15 protein-coding genes and 1 tRNA gene are annotated in these 13508 nt (G+C 37.7%); 14 read left to right on the top strand and 2 right to left on the bottom strand.

The features are described 5' to 3' along the window. The first annotated feature begins 14 nt into the window (after positions 1-14). Genes miaA through def form a run of 3 tightly spaced genes read left to right on the top strand, consistent with a single transcriptional unit; the run spans position 15 to position 2814 of the window. Entirely contained in the window at positions 15-974 is a 960-nt protein-coding gene (miaA, locus tag ACTQ5J_RS10740; RefSeq protein WP_441752862.1) for a tRNA (adenosine(37)-N6)-dimethylallyltransferase MiaA, read from the top strand. 13 nt (positions 975-987) lie between these two features. Continuing rightward, entirely contained in the window at positions 988-2244 is a 1257-nt protein-coding gene (gene hflX / locus ACTQ5J_RS10735; RefSeq protein ID WP_441752860.1) for a GTPase HflX, read from the top strand. Between the two features lie 3 nt (positions 2245-2247). Further along, positions 2248-2814, top strand: a complete 567-nt coding sequence (gene def, locus ACTQ5J_RS10730; RefSeq protein ID WP_441752859.1) for a peptide deformylase — start codon at positions 2248-2250, stop codon at positions 2812-2814. Between the two features lie 99 nt (positions 2815-2913). Here the strand turns inward: def and ACTQ5J_RS10725 are convergent, their stop codons facing one another. Further along, positions 2914-4092: a glycoside hydrolase family 3 protein gene (locus ACTQ5J_RS10725; RefSeq protein ID WP_441752858.1), complete on the bottom strand. Its 1179-nt coding sequence runs from the start codon at positions 4090-4092 to the stop codon at positions 2914-2916. A 150-nt stretch (positions 4093-4242) separates the two neighbouring features. On the opposite strand from ACTQ5J_RS10725, the gene ACTQ5J_RS10720 reads away from it, so the two are divergent. Continuing rightward, a tRNA-Arg gene (locus ACTQ5J_RS10720) sits at positions 4243-4316 on the top strand. A 156-nt stretch (positions 4317-4472) separates the two neighbouring features. Here ACTQ5J_RS10720 and efp read toward each other — a convergent pair. Then, positions 4473-5036, bottom strand: coding sequence for an elongation factor P (gene efp / locus ACTQ5J_RS10715; RefSeq protein ID WP_441752856.1), 564 nt, complete (start codon positions 5034-5036; stop codon positions 4473-4475). Between the two features lie 274 nt (positions 5037-5310). Here efp and gdhA point away from each other — a divergent pair, with 274 nt between their 5' ends. The 10 genes from gdhA to fabZ all read left to right on the top strand — a co-directional run bounded on the left by gdhA (position 5311) and on the right by fabZ (position 13507). Beyond that, positions 5311-6654 carry an NADP-specific glutamate dehydrogenase gene (gene gdhA / locus ACTQ5J_RS10710; RefSeq protein ID WP_441752855.1) on the top strand — a complete coding sequence of 448 codons (1344 nt, stop codon included), beginning with the start codon at positions 5311-5313 and terminating at the stop codon, positions 6652-6654. Between the two features lie 245 nt (positions 6655-6899). Continuing rightward, positions 6900-7367 (top strand): fatty acid biosynthesis transcriptional regulator FabT, encoded by a 468-nt coding sequence (gene fabT, locus ACTQ5J_RS10705; RefSeq protein ID WP_441752853.1) that lies wholly within the window; start codon positions 6900-6902, stop codon positions 7365-7367. A 12-nt stretch (positions 7368-7379) separates the two neighbouring features. Beyond that, positions 7380-8327 carry a beta-ketoacyl-ACP synthase 3 gene (locus ACTQ5J_RS10700; RefSeq protein WP_441752851.1) on the top strand — a complete coding sequence of 316 codons (948 nt, stop codon included), beginning with the start codon at positions 7380-7382 and terminating at the stop codon, positions 8325-8327. Positions 8328-8356: 29 nt separating this feature from the next. Beyond that, positions 8357-8581, top strand: coding sequence for an acyl carrier protein (locus ACTQ5J_RS10695; RefSeq protein WP_441752850.1), 225 nt, complete (start codon positions 8357-8359; stop codon positions 8579-8581). A gap of 19 nt (positions 8582-8600) precedes the next feature. Next, entirely contained in the window at positions 8601-9560 is a 960-nt protein-coding gene (gene fabK, locus ACTQ5J_RS10690) for an enoyl-[acyl-carrier-protein] reductase FabK (RefSeq protein WP_441752848.1), read from the top strand. Positions 9561-9604: 44 nt separating this feature from the next. Beyond that, positions 9605-10561, top strand: coding sequence for an ACP S-malonyltransferase (locus ACTQ5J_RS10685; protein ID WP_441752847.1), 957 nt, complete (start codon positions 9605-9607; stop codon positions 10559-10561). Next, positions 10558-11280, top strand: coding sequence for a 3-oxoacyl-[acyl-carrier-protein] reductase (gene fabG / locus ACTQ5J_RS10680; RefSeq protein WP_441752845.1), 723 nt, complete (start codon positions 10558-10560; stop codon positions 11278-11280). The genes ACTQ5J_RS10685 and fabG overlap by 4 nt, the downstream gene beginning before the upstream one ends. A gap of 43 nt (positions 11281-11323) precedes the next feature. Further along, positions 11324-12559, top strand: a complete 1236-nt coding sequence (gene fabF, locus ACTQ5J_RS10675) for a beta-ketoacyl-ACP synthase II (RefSeq protein ID WP_441752843.1) — start codon at positions 11324-11326, stop codon at positions 12557-12559. A gap of 2 nt (positions 12560-12561) precedes the next feature. Then, positions 12562-13050 carry an acetyl-CoA carboxylase biotin carboxyl carrier protein gene (gene accB / locus ACTQ5J_RS10670; RefSeq protein ID WP_441752841.1) on the top strand — a complete coding sequence of 163 codons (489 nt, stop codon included), beginning with the start codon at positions 12562-12564 and terminating at the stop codon, positions 13048-13050. Between the two features lie 22 nt (positions 13051-13072). Next, entirely contained in the window at positions 13073-13507 is a 435-nt protein-coding gene (gene fabZ, locus ACTQ5J_RS10665; RefSeq protein WP_441752840.1) for a 3-hydroxyacyl-ACP dehydratase FabZ, read from the top strand. Position 13508: the final 1 nt, after the last annotated feature.

The raw sequence follows: 13508 nt of genomic DNA, 5'->3' as shown, positions 1-13508 counted from the left end.
AAAGGAGTAGTATGTTGAGTCATTTACAAGAAATCCCCGTAATTGTCATTGGAGGACCAACGGCTGTTGGCAAAACAGACTTAAGTATCCAGTTAGCACAAGAAATGAACGGTGAGATTATCAATGGCGATAGTATGCAAGTTTATCGCCATCTGGACATAGGCAGTGGAAAGATTACAAAAGAAGAGATGGCCGATATTCGACATCATCTTCTAGATATATTGGAAGTTGAAGAAGAGTATGATGCGAGTCGCTTTAAACAGGAAGCGACTGTTTTAATCCAAGAAATTTGGGATAAAGGTAAACTTCCGATTATTGTAGGAGGCACGGGTTTATATTTAGAAGGTCTGTTATATAATCTAGAATTTGGTGGGAAATTGAGTAGCCAGCCTGAAATCAGAAAGAGTATTGAAGCACGTGCAAAACAAATGGGCGATCTTGCACTTTGGGAAGAATTAAAGAGTGTTGACCCAAGTGCAGCCGCATCTATCCCTTATCAAAATATTCGCCGAACGATTCGAGCACTAGAAGTTATTCAAGCGACAGGTCAACTATTTTCTGAACAAAAAAGTCAGCAAGAACAGTTATCAAACTTTAATGAATGTCTAATTTTTTTAGACCGGCCAAGAGCGCAATTATATGATAGAATAAACTTTAGAGTGTACCAAATGAGTGAGAGTGGTTTGGAACAAGAAGCGAGATGGTTATTTGATAAGGCGCAAGGACAGATTCTGCCAAGCATGAAGGGGATTGGCTATAAAGAATGGTGGCCATATTTTAAAGGGACGATGTCTAAGGAAGCCGTTATTGCCCAAATTCAACAAAATTCTAGACGTTACGCAAAACGTCAGTTAACATGGTTTAGAAATCGATTCAAATCAGTTCATTGGATTGATAATTCTAATGAAACACTTGCGATAGAAAGTGCATTATCCATTGTAAAGCAACATGTAATTAAAAGCGAAAAGGATTAGGTGAATTAACTATATGATAGAAGTTGAAAGTAGTCCCGAACGAGTCATGCTCGTCGGGGTGCAAACACAAAAGTATTCAGACGAGCATTTCGCTTCGTTGATGAAAGAACTTTCGTCACTAACAGAAACTGCTGGCGGTGAGCCAGTTAAAATCATGACACAGAAATTAACTCGACTCGATAGTCGTACAGCAGTAGGTAGCGGTAAATTAGAAGAGATTAAAGCTCAAATTGAGGTTGAAGAAATTGATCTTGTTATCTTTTTCAATGAACTGACACCAAGTATGAACCGTCACATTGAGGAGGGGTTAGAAGTTAGAGTCATTGACCGTGTCCAATTGATCTTGGATATTTTTGCCTTAAGAGCCAATAGCCGAGAAGGTAAATTACAAGTGGAATTAGCCCAATATGATTTTCTATTACCAAGAATGCACGGACAAGGAAAATATTTGTCACGTTTAGGTGGAGGAATTGGAACGAGGGGACCGGGTGAAAGCAAGCTTGAAACTGATCGTCGTCATATTCGCTCATTAATTAATTCAATTAAAAAAGAATTAGAAAATCTTGAAGAACACCGTGAGCGTACACGAATACGTCGTCAGAGTGGACGAGAGTTTAATCTAGGACTAGTGGGCTACACTAACGCTGGTAAATCCACAATATTAAGTAAGCTAACTGAAACTGAAACTTATATTCAAGATCAGCTCTTTGCAACGTTAGATCCGCTAACACGTAAGTTAACGATTAATGGGCAAACAGCTTTTACTTTAACAGACACTGTTGGATTCATTGAAGAGTTGCCAACGGAGTTAGTACAAGCTTTTAAATCGACTTTAGAAGAAATGCGTTATGTTGATTTGTTGGTACACGTAGTTGATGCTTCAAGTCCGTCAAAAGACAGACATGAACAGACTGTCCTATCTATTTTAAAAGATTTAGAAATGGAACATATTCCTGTATTGACTATCTATAATAAAGCCGATAAAATTGAAGATGGATCATTTGAAGCGACTCTATTTCCAAATATACTCGTCTCAGCATATAATGAAGACGATTTAGAACGTTTAAAACAAAAGATTTGGGAAATTAGTTTAGATAATTCGGAGAAATTCACTGTTGAAATTCAACCAGAAGAATCTGAGTTACTGGCGTTGTATCGCCAGAAGACACTGATTGAATCAATTGATTTTAATGAAGAACATCAATTTTATATTTTAACTGGTTATCGTAGACGCTTAATCGATGATAGCCACAATGCAGGAGGGAATTAACGTATGATTACGATGAATGATATCGTTGAAGAGGGGCATCCGTCTCTTCGTAAACAAGCCGAACCTGTTAAGTTTCCGTTAGATAGCGATACTTACCAACTAGGTAAAGACATGTTAGAATTTTTAATCAATAGTCAAGATGAAGAGACCGCTGAAAAATACGGTTTGAGAGCTGGGGTTGGTTTGGCAGCGACTCAATTGAATATCAATAAGCAGATATTTGCAGTCCATGTGATGGATTATGATGAAGATGGGTATGAAACTGAACCTTTAATAAGCGAAGTACTCTTTAATCCTCGAATCATTAGCCATTCAGTACAAAAAGCGGCTTTAAAAGAAGGAGAAGGGTGTTTATCTGTGAATCGTGAAGTTCCAGGTCTTGTCCCTCGTTCGAAGCGTATTCGTCTTGAATATCAAGATTTTAAAGGAGACACATACGAATTAAAACTACGTGATTATTTAGCTGTAGTAACTCAACATGAGCTTGATCATTTAAAAGGTATTATGTTTTATGATCACATTAATAAAGAAGAACCTTGGTCCTCGGACAAGGATACAACCCTTTTATAAAAAAGAAGAGTTCTGACGTCACTTTGAATGAGTGATTGTCAGAACTTTTTTATTTCAAAAAGTTGAGTAGTATAAATTATTTGGAAATCGCCAAGACACTTATTCGATAATCCCAAGATTTAGCTTCAATCTTAAGATTCTTAAAACAGAAGTGTTTAACCGTTCCTCGCTGATTCGACCACTTTTTACCGCTTCTAAAACTGCTGGCCACTGAGTCGACAACTCAGAACTGATAAGTAAATCATTTCCAGCTTCGATTGCTAGAAGAGCGGCTTCTGGAGCGCTAGCAAATTGAGTTAATCCATCCATTATTAAATCATCTGTCATAATTACTCCGTTGTAATTCAAATTCTCGCGTAAGATGTTAATGACAGCTGATGAAAGTGTAGCGGGTACTTCAAAATCAATCGAAGTCATCACATTATGAGAGACCAAAATAGCATCCACATCATTTTCAATTCCGACTTTAAACGGAGTGAAATCATGGCTTCTTAGCTCGTCAATTGTTCGATTGTCATACGCTATTCCAATATGTGTATCAACGTTTGATCCGTATCCAGGGAAATGCTTTAAAACAGCACCAACATTCGCTTCCTCAAAAACTTCTAAGGAAAGTTCAATGAATTTAGCAACTAACTCAGGATCAGACGAAAATGAGCGGTTAAAGATAAAGTCTTCAGGTGTGACTGTGACATCAGCTACTGGTGCTAGATTCATATTAAATCCTAAACTCTTAAGTAAATTAGCTTTTTCTTGTTCAGTAGAACGGACTTCATCCCATGAACCACTTAGATAATAATCATAAGGTGATTCAAATGGTTCTTCGCGATATTGAGAGAATAAACTGATACGAGTGACGGTACCACCTTCTTCATCCACAGCCATCAGCATATTGATTGGATTATTCTCCTGTAAAGTGGTTGTTTTTGATAAGACTTGCTCTGGTGTTTTGTTTTCGAAATCGTGAGCAAACCAAATATACCCCCCTAAATTATATTCGTCAGCCATCTTGAGACTTTCAGTTTCAGGATATCTAGCCAAGAATACTTGACCGACTTTTTCTTCAAGACTCATTTGCGCCAGTAAGATTTCTTCGGGTGATTGAGTGATCGGACCTTCATCTTTAACTTGTAAATTTATTTGGTTCTGTGAACTTTGTGAGGCATTTTCTAAAGATTCGTTACTTTTAACCCTATTCGAGTTGCCTCCAACCAAAATTAATAGTACAATGATGGTCGTTAGTATTTTTGTGATTGGGACTGAAACTATTCTTTTCATTAATTTCGCCTCCTAAATGTAGTATACGCGTTTGAATTTATAAATGCGAAAATTAGGAAGAGATTTTTAAAGAAAAATTAAACGATTTTAAAGATATGGTTGACAGAAACTCACTTTATATCGTATACTAATGTAGTTGTTAAATAACAAGTCATAGTAGCTCAGCTGGATAGAGCATTCGCCTTCTAAGCGAACGGTCGCAGGTTCGAATCCTGCCTGTGACGTAATGAAACAATCGTCATCCTTCGGGGTGGCTTTTTTTTATTCCAAACCTTAAAGTCCATCATTTATCAATAATATGGATTACTTTCTAAAAATAAAAATACGCTTCAAATAAAATACAGCGATCTCAAAATCTGAGATCACTGTATTTATTTAAATTATTTTTGTGCACGACGTTGGTAAGCACCATCAGCCGTACTGATTTCTAAAGCTTCTCCAACTTCGATAAAGTCAGGAACGTTTACAACTAAACCAGTTTGCATTGTCGCTGGTTTACCTGAACCAGTTACAGTAGCACCTTTAATAGAAGGTTGTGTTTCTACAACTGTTAAAGTAACTGAACCTGGTAATTCGATTCCAATAACCTCGTGGCCGAAGAATTGAATTTTGACATCCATATTTTCTAATAAGTATAACATGTCATTTTCAATAGAATCAGTTGGGATTTCGTATTGCTCATAAGTCTCTAAATCCATGAAATGAGCAGTGTCATCCATAGCATACAAGAATTGAACAGCTTTTGAATCTAAATAAGCACGTTCGAAACTTTCGTTTGGTCTGAAAGTTGTTTCGTATGTTCCCCCACCACGTACGTCACGGAGTTTCATACGCATTACTGTGTTACCTTTACCTGGTTTGTGGTGACTAGCTTCAAGAACTTTAATTAATTTTCCGTCTTGAACAAAAGTCATACCAGCCTTTAAGTCTGATGCATTAATCATTGAGATGTCTCCTTTATATTCGAAATTTACTCACTCATTATAGCATAAATAATGTCATTAATTATCATAGTCTCAGTATTTATACCAAAATATGCAAACTACCGGACTAAATTAAAAATAACAATGCTTAATGAGAGAATTTTAATTTTTATGAATCTATGCTATAATTTTGAAGTGAAAGATAAGTAACCATTTCAGACTATTATTATAGTAGGAAAATGTTATTTTTGCTTCAACACTAAAATATTTGATTGGTATAAGGAGAGTGAATTAAGTGAACGAAAAAAAATATACACAAGAGGTCTATGAGAAGCTAGAGGCAATTTATCCACATGAGGGAGAGTTTTTGCAAGCTGTCAAAGAGTTCTTAGATGCAATTGAACCAGTTATTCTTGCTAACCCAGATTATCGAAAACAAGCCGTCTTAGAAAGAATTACTGAACCAGAAAGAATTATCTCTTTCCGAGTACCTTGGGTAGATGATAGTGGCCAAGTCCAAGTAAATCGTGCCTACCGTGTGCAATTTAGCTCTTTAGCTGGTCCGTATAAAGGTGGGATTCGTTTCCACCCAACCGTAAATCAGAGCATTCTAAAGTTCTTAGGCTTCGAACAAATATTTAAGAATAGCCTAACAGGCCTACCGATAGGTGGCGGTAAGGGTGGAGCTGATTTTGATCCGAAAGGTAAATCAGAACAAGAAGTGATGCGTTTTTGTCAAAGTTTTATGACAGAATTAGCACGTTACGTAGGACCAGATGTGGATGTTCCAGCAGGAGACATTGGTGTTGGTGCACGAGAAATTGGTTATTTCTTAGGACAATATAAACGTTTGAATGGTCCAGAAGCAGGTGTTCTAACAGGCAAACCAATTCCGGCGGGAGGAAGTCTAGGAAGGACAGAAGCGACTGGTTTCGGTCTTGTTTACTTCTTGAACGAAATGTTAAGGCAAGTAGAAGACAACTTAAAAGGTAAACGTGTCATGATTTCTGGATCAGGAAACGTTGCATACTATGCCGCGCGTAAAGTTCAAGAGTTTGGAGGTATCGTTGTTTCGATGAGTGATTCTAACAGTGCAATTTATGACGAGAATGGTATCGACTTAGAATTAGTTTATGAACTAAAGGTATCTGGACGGGAAAGAATTGCTAAATATCTGGACAAATATCCAGCAGTAACCCACGCTGAAGGATCTGTTTGGGATTTAGATGTGACAGCGGATATTGCTCTACCGTGTGCCACTCAAAATGAGATTGATGCAAATCAAGCACAGCGTTTAGCAACTAACGGTGTGAAATTCGTTGCTGAAGGTGCCAATATGCCAAGTAAATCAGAAGCTGTGAAAATCTACAAACAACACGGTATCTATTATGGGCCAGGTAAAGCAGCTAATGCTGGGGGGGTCGCAGTATCAGCATTAGAGATGAGTCAAAACTCTATGCGTCAAAGATGGACGCAAGAACAAGTGGACGAAACATTGCAAGGAATTATGAAGAGTATTTTCCAAAGTTGTTTAACTGCCTGTGAAACATACGACTTAGGGTTAGATTATGCATCAGGCGCTGACATTGCGTCATTCGAAAAAACAGTCGAATTAATGTTAATTCATGGTGTCGTTTAATTTTTTGTAAAAGGATTAATCTAAAGAATAGTGCTAATTACTCTAAAGTAGTTAGCACTATTTTTATTGTTATATATTCTTATAAAAAATGAACACGATTACAAGTTGCATTTTAATGACGTTCCTTTTTACTTAGGAAATATTTAACCATTATATTGGTTGACAAAATATCTTAGCTATAATAAACTTTGAACATCAAATAGTTTGATAATCAAAACATATATTTTTGGAATGAGGTGACGTATTTGGAATTTGAGACCATTCATGAGATTAATGAATATTTAGTTATGATTTTCAATGAAATTTTGTTAATTGAAGAGAGCGCATTAAAAGAAAGTGAATTCTTTGACTTAACAATAAAAGAGATGCATACAATTGAAGCGATTGGTTTGACTGCTGAATTAAGTTCATCCGAAGTCGCGAAGAAATTAAGTGTGACAGTCGGAACTTTATCCGTGTCTGTTCAGAATTTAGTGAAAAAAGGCTATGTGGAAAGAGTGCGGTTGCCAGAAGATCGACGTGTAGTAAATTTACGTTTAACTAAACGCGGAAAATTGCTGTATCGACTTCATCGGAAATTCCATCTCAACATGGTCCACCAAACATTATCAGGATTGAATGAAACAGAAGCTTTAGCTCTTCAAAAAGGCTTAAGAAATCTACATTCATTCTTAGATGAAATGAAAACCAAAACGAAAACCAAAACGAAATAAAAGGAAGATATCATGAGTAAACTTATTGCGACAGGCTCTTACTTGCCAGAAACAGTTCTGACGAATGATCAATTAATCGAACAATTTCAAATCGACTCATCCCATGAGTGGATTGAACAGCGTTCAGGTATTACACAGCGCTATTTCGCCCTAAAAGACGAAACAGTTGCTAATCTCGCCACGAAAGCTGCACAAGACTTACTTTCAAAACTTGAAACTGACGTTGTACAAGAGATTAAATTGATTGTTGTAGCAACGATGTCGGCTAATGCGCCTACACCATCAGTTGCTAATCAAGTTCAAGCAGCATTAAGAATCAACGACGCTTGGGGCTTTGATGTCAGCGGAGCATGTAGTGGGTTTGTTATGGCACTGGATATAGCAGAACAAATGTCACGATCAAAAACTGAAGGATACACTTTAGTGATTGGTGCTGAGAAGATGAGTCAGATTTTAGATTTTTCTGATCGAAGTACAGCGGTATTGTTTGGTGATGGAGCGGGTGCCGTTCTAATTAAACATGATGGAACTGGCTTGCCAAATTATCAAAGCGAACTACATGCGATAGAAGATGATAAGTTATCCATCGCTGTTAATCCTAATGCAGAAGGCAAAAATGTCATGAGCATGCTAGGGCGTGACGTCTTTAATTTTGTTAATCGTACAGTGATTAAGTCTCTTGGGAACTTCATGACAGAACGTGTTGAAAATTATGACTATTTGATTTGCCACCAAGCTAATCAACGCTTGTTAGATATAATTGTTAAAAAGCTTAAAATCTCACAAACACAAATACCATCAAACATATCAAAAGTCGCAAATTTATCGGCAGCAAGTATACCGGTTCTACTAGACGAACTTGTGAAAGATAATAAATTGGCTTTAGACGGTTCTCAAACAATCGTAATGTGTGGTTTTGGTGGCGGCTTAGCGTGGGGAAATATCAGTATTAAACTATAAAAAAAACAAATATTTGGAGGAAAATTATTATGGTATTCGAAAAAGTAAAAGAAATTATTGTGGATCAATTAGGTATTGAAGCGAGTGAAGTAGCATTAGCAACTGACTTCGAGAACGATTTAAAAGCAGACAGTTTAGATGTATTCCAAATCATCAGCGAAATCGAAGACGAATTAGATATTACCATTGATACTGACCAAAACTTAAAAACAGTTGAAGACTTAGTTAAATACATCGAAAGTCTAGAAGCTTAATTAAAGAAGGAAGATAAACATGAAAACAGCGATCACAGAATTATTAAATATTGAATACCCAATCGTGCAAGGCGCAATGGCTTGGGTAGCAGATGCAGATTTAGCCAGCGCTGTTTCAAATGCGGGTGGTCTTGGCGTAATAGGTACTGGTCATGATCCAGTTGAACTTGTGCAGAAAAAAGTCGAAGACATGAAAAGTAAAACAAGCAAACCGTTCGCGGTCAATGTGATGTTATTAAACCCACATGTTGAAGAAGTGGTTGATTATTTAATCGCATCAGGTATTAAAATTATTACAACAGGTGCGGGTAACCCTGGGAAATACATGACTCGCTTTCAAGAAGCAGGTATTAGTGTGATTCCTGTTGTAGCTTCCGTTGCATTAGCTAAAAGAATGGAACGAATTGGTGCTACAGCCATTGTTGTTGAGGGGATGGAAGCAGGGGGTCATATTGGGAAATTGACGACTCTTACGCTACTACCTCAAGTTGTGGACGCTGTTTCGATTCCTGTAATTGCAGCAGGTGGTTTTGGAGACGGACGTTCTCTAGCAGCAGCATTAATGCTTGGTGCTCAGGGAATTCAAGTTGGGACTCGCTTTGTTGTTTCTACAGAGTCAAATGCTCATCCTAACTTTAAAAATGCGATCTTAAAAGCGAGTGACATTGATACAGTAGTTACTGGTCAAATTAATGGTCACCCAGTTAGAGTGTTACGTAATAAGCTCACAACCCAATACTTACAAGTTGAAAAAGAAGAAACCGGGAAAGAAAATCCTGATTTTGAAAAACTAGAAGAGTTGGCAAAAGGTGCATTAAGACGTGCTGTTGTTGAAGGTAATACTGAAACAGGCTCGATGATGGCAGGTCAAATCGCTGGGTTAATTACTAAAGAAGAAAGTGTTCAAGAAATCATTTTAGATTATATAAATGGTGCAAAAGCTGTTTATCTTGAACGTCAAGCGTTCTTTGAATTATAAGCAATTATATATTACTAAAGTCTGAAAGATAGAAGGGGCAATCGATGAAACTTGCAATTATATTTAATGGTCAAGGCGCTCATTACGAGGGAATGGGCTTAGACTTTCAAACCGAATATGCTACAGCCAAAGAAGAATTTGAATTAGCAGAAGCTGCAACAGAAGGAATGCCTATTCGTGAATGGATTGAGTCAGATCTCGATCAATTTAAAGAAACTCGCAATGCACAAGTTGCTATCACGGCAACGAGCCTTGCCATATTCAATAGTATTGCCCCAAATCTTCCAGCCATTACTTTTATGGCTGGATTAAGTTTAGGGGAGTATACAGCTTTAATGGCGAGTGGCATGTTACCTAAAGAAGCGGGCTATCAGTTATTGAAAGCACGTGGGGAAATTATGTCTCGTCACTGTGAAATTTTAGCTAAAGCAACTCCAGTTCAAATGCTTGCAGTGATGCAGATGCCATTTGAAGAAATTGAGTTAATTGTCAATGAAATTAAAGAATCACATGAAGAACTGTATATTGCTAATATCAATTCTAGCCAGCAAGTTATTTTGGCAGGCACTGAGATAACGACTACGTTATTTAAAAAACGTGCAAAAGAATTAGGTTATAAAAAAACAATGCCACTTAAAGTGGAAGGGCCATTTCATAGCCCATTAATGTCAGCTACTGCTGAGCCGTTTGCAGAAGTATTAAGTGGAGTAGAGTTTTCACAAACAGAAACACTAGTAATAAGTAATACGACAGTGGAAGCGCATGATGTATCTAATGTTAAAAATCTTTTAGTCCGTCATTTAACAGAACCAGTTAAATGGCGTCAAACAATTGATTTCTTTTCAAAGCAAGGTGTCACACATATTATCCAAATTGGACCTGGAAAAACTTTAGCACAAATGCTAAAACGTGAAAAAGACACACCGGCATGTTTAGTCATCGATAAATTAGAAGATGTAGCGGAGATTCAACCATTTCTTAATGGAGGAGAAAACGAATGAGTTTAACAGTTTTAATTACGGGAAGTTCACGAGGAATTGGCTTAGGGATTGCAAAACATCTAGCCAGCCAAGGCCATCAGGTGATCTTAAATAGTCGTAAAGCAATTGATGAAAGTATTCTAAAAGAATTTGAAGAGTATGATGTGAAAGTTGGCCAAGCAATTGGGAATATTAGCGACTTTAATGTTGCTAAAGACATGATTAATGAAATAAAAGCTGAGTTTGGTAAAATCGATGTGCTGATTAATAATGCTGGTATTACGCGTGATGGATTAATGATGCGTATGAGCGAAGAAGATTTTGCTTCAGTGATTCAAACAAACTTAAATGGTACTTTCAATATGTGTCGTCACATTACACCAATTATGTTGAAACAGAAATCTGGAACCATAATTAACTTATCAAGCATTGTAGGTGTAACAGGAAATGCTGGACAAGTGAACTATGCTGCAAGTAAGGCCGGTGTGATTGGTTTGACTAAAGCTCTAGCGCGCGAATTATCGTCGCGAGCGATTACAGTTAACGCGATTGCCCCAGGTTTTATTGAAACCGATATGACCGATCAACTTAGCGACCGGGTGAAAGATTCAATGTTAAGTCAAATTCCTTTAAAACGTTTTGGTCAAGTGGAAGAAATTGCTCAGACAGTTGATTTTTTAATTAATAATCGCTATATCACTGGTCAAGTCATCGAAGTTAACGGTGGAATGAATATGTAGTCAGGCGACTACAATCAGATAGAAGTTTACAAGGAGGACTAACATGAAAAGGGTAGTAATAACTGGAATCGGAACTGTTTCTCCGATTGGAAATAATACGGATGTTTTTTGGAAGAACTTAAAAGAAGGTAACACAGGCGTTGCACCAATTACGCGTTTTGATGCAAGTCAAACGGGTATTACGGTAGCAGCAGAAGTTAAAGAGTTTGATCCAACGTTTACGATGGATCGTAAAGAATATCGTCGTATGGATTTATTCTCACAATACGGGATTGCAGCTTCAGTTGAGGCTCATGCAATGAGTGGCTATGATATTGCTTCAAATGCACACCGAGTAGGTGTTTTAGTCAGCTCAGGTATTGGTGGTTTAGTTGAAATTGAAAATGGCATTCGTAAAATGATTGCCAAAGGACCAAAACGTGTCCCACCTTTATTTGTCCCGTTAACGATTGGTAATATGGGTGCTGGTAACATTTCAATGAAATTGGGTGCTAAAGGGATTAGTTTAGATATCGTTACGGCATGTGCGAGTGCAACTAACTCAATCGGTGAAGCTTTCTTGAAAATTCAAGCAGGTTTATTAGATGCTGCACTTGCGGGAGGCGCTGAAGGCACGATTAATGAAATCGGTATTGCTGGATTTGCTGCTTTGACTGCTCTTTCAACTAACGAAGATCCAAACACAGCTTCACGTCCGTTTGATCGTGACCGTGATGGTTTTGTTATGGGTGAAGGTGCTGGGGTCGTATTTATGGAATCGTTAGAATCAGCTCAAGCACGAGGTGCAAAAATTTTAGCAGAAGTCGTAGGCTATGGTGCAAACTCTGACGCATATCATATGACAGCGCCAAGTCCAGATGGAAGTGGTGCAGGAGAAGCAATGAAATCTGCTATGTCAATGGCAGGAATTGAACCAGAGCAAGTTGATTATATCAATGCTCATGGTACAAGTACTCCAACAAATGATTCAGGAGAAACAGTTGCGATTAAGTATGCACTTGGAGAACATGCTCATAAAGTAGCGATTTCTAGTTCTAAAGGTCACTTTGGACATTTATTAGGTGCAGCTGGTGGTGTTGAAGCCATCGCTTGTGTAAAAGCTTTACAAGAAGGTTTTGTACCCGCTACTCTAGGTTTACAGAATGCTGATCCAGAATGTGATTTAGATTATGTACCAGGCGAGGGACGCAAGCAAGCATTAAACTATGTTCTATCGAACTCACTAGGCTTCGGTGGACACAATGCGGTTCTTTGCTTTAAACGTTGGGACGGTGCCTAAGCATGCAATTTGAAGAATTATTAAAATTAATTGACCGTTTGGAAACATCGAGCGTTAGTTATGTTGATTACACTCACGCTGGAGATCACGTCATCTTATCAAAAGATGGTTTAATGACTTCACCAACTTCTAACGTTATTGCTCAAGCAGATGGCTCCACTAACATACAGGTTCGTGAAACTACATCACAGCAAACTTCTGTCGGATCAACTAATTCTGCAGAAACTACTGAGGTTAATAATGAAGCTGTAGCCCAAGGTGAAACAGTATTATCACCAATGGTAGGAGTTGCTTATTTACAAGCGAATCCTGAAGCAGATCCCTTTGTTAAGGTCGGCGACACTGTAGAAAAAGGTGATGTGATCGTCTTAATTGAAGCGATGAAACTAATGAACGAAATTCAAGCGCCAAAATCAGGCGTTATAACCGAAATTTTAGTTGAAAATGAAGCGGTGGTTGAATTTAATCAACCGCTCGTACGTATTAAATAACACCCTCAGGAGGACATAAAAAATGACTATTTTAACAGCACAACAAGTAATGGATATTATTCCGAACCGTTACCCAATTTTCTTTATCGATGCAGTAGACGAATTAATTCCAGGTGAAAAAGTTGTCTGCCGTAAAAACGTAACAATTAATGAAGAAGTTTTCCAAGGACATTTCCCTGGTGAACCAGTATTTCCAGGAGTATTAATTGTTGAAGCTTTGGCCCAAGCAGGATCAATTCCGTTATTAAAAATGGATGGTTTTGAAGGTAAAACGGCTTATTTAGGCGGATTGAACAAAGTTAAATTCCGTCAGAAAGTAGTTCCAGGAGATGTTTTAAGACTTCAAGTAGATATTGTTAAATTAAAAAGCAATGCAGGGATTGGGTACGGCCAAGCCTTTGTTGGCGATAAAAAAGTATGTGAGGCCGAAATGACCTTCATTATTGGTGCTAAATAGG

Origin of the sequence: Fundicoccus sp. Sow4_F4 (genome assembly GCF_052116145.1) — a bacterium.
In the GTDB taxonomy this organism is placed as follows: Bacteria; Bacillota; Bacilli; order Lactobacillales; family Aerococcaceae; genus Fundicoccus.
This window is presented reverse-complemented; position numbering and strand designations above follow the sequence as displayed.

Coding starts and splice junctions, on each gene's coding strand:
- hflX (WP_441752860.1), top strand. CDS start 988: ATGATAGAAGTTGAAAGTAGTCCCGAACGAGTCATGCTCGTCGGGGTG.
- def (WP_441752859.1), top strand. CDS start 2,248: ATGATTACGATGAATGATATCGTTGAAGAGGGGCATCCGTCTCTTCGT.
- ACTQ5J_RS10725 (WP_441752858.1), bottom strand. CDS start 4,092: ATGAAAAGAATAGTTTCAGTCCCAATCACAAAAATACTAACGACCATC.
- efp (WP_441752856.1), bottom strand. CDS start 5,036: ATGATTAATGCATCAGACTTAAAGGCTGGTATGACTTTTGTTCAAGAC.
- ACTQ5J_RS10700 (WP_441752851.1), top strand. CDS start 7,380: ATGAGTAAACTTATTGCGACAGGCTCTTACTTGCCAGAAACAGTTCTG.
- ACTQ5J_RS10695 (WP_441752850.1), top strand. CDS start 8,357: ATGGTATTCGAAAAAGTAAAAGAAATTATTGTGGATCAATTAGGTATT.
- fabK (WP_441752848.1), top strand. CDS start 8,601: ATGAAAACAGCGATCACAGAATTATTAAATATTGAATACCCAATCGTG.
- ACTQ5J_RS10685 (WP_441752847.1), top strand. CDS start 9,605: ATGAAACTTGCAATTATATTTAATGGTCAAGGCGCTCATTACGAGGGA.
- fabG (WP_441752845.1), top strand. CDS start 10,558: ATGAGTTTAACAGTTTTAATTACGGGAAGTTCACGAGGAATTGGCTTA.
- fabF (WP_441752843.1), top strand. CDS start 11,324: ATGAAAAGGGTAGTAATAACTGGAATCGGAACTGTTTCTCCGATTGGA.
- accB (WP_441752841.1), top strand. CDS start 12,562: ATGCAATTTGAAGAATTATTAAAATTAATTGACCGTTTGGAAACATCG.
- fabZ (WP_441752840.1), top strand. CDS start 13,073: ATGACTATTTTAACAGCACAACAAGTAATGGATATTATTCCGAACCGT.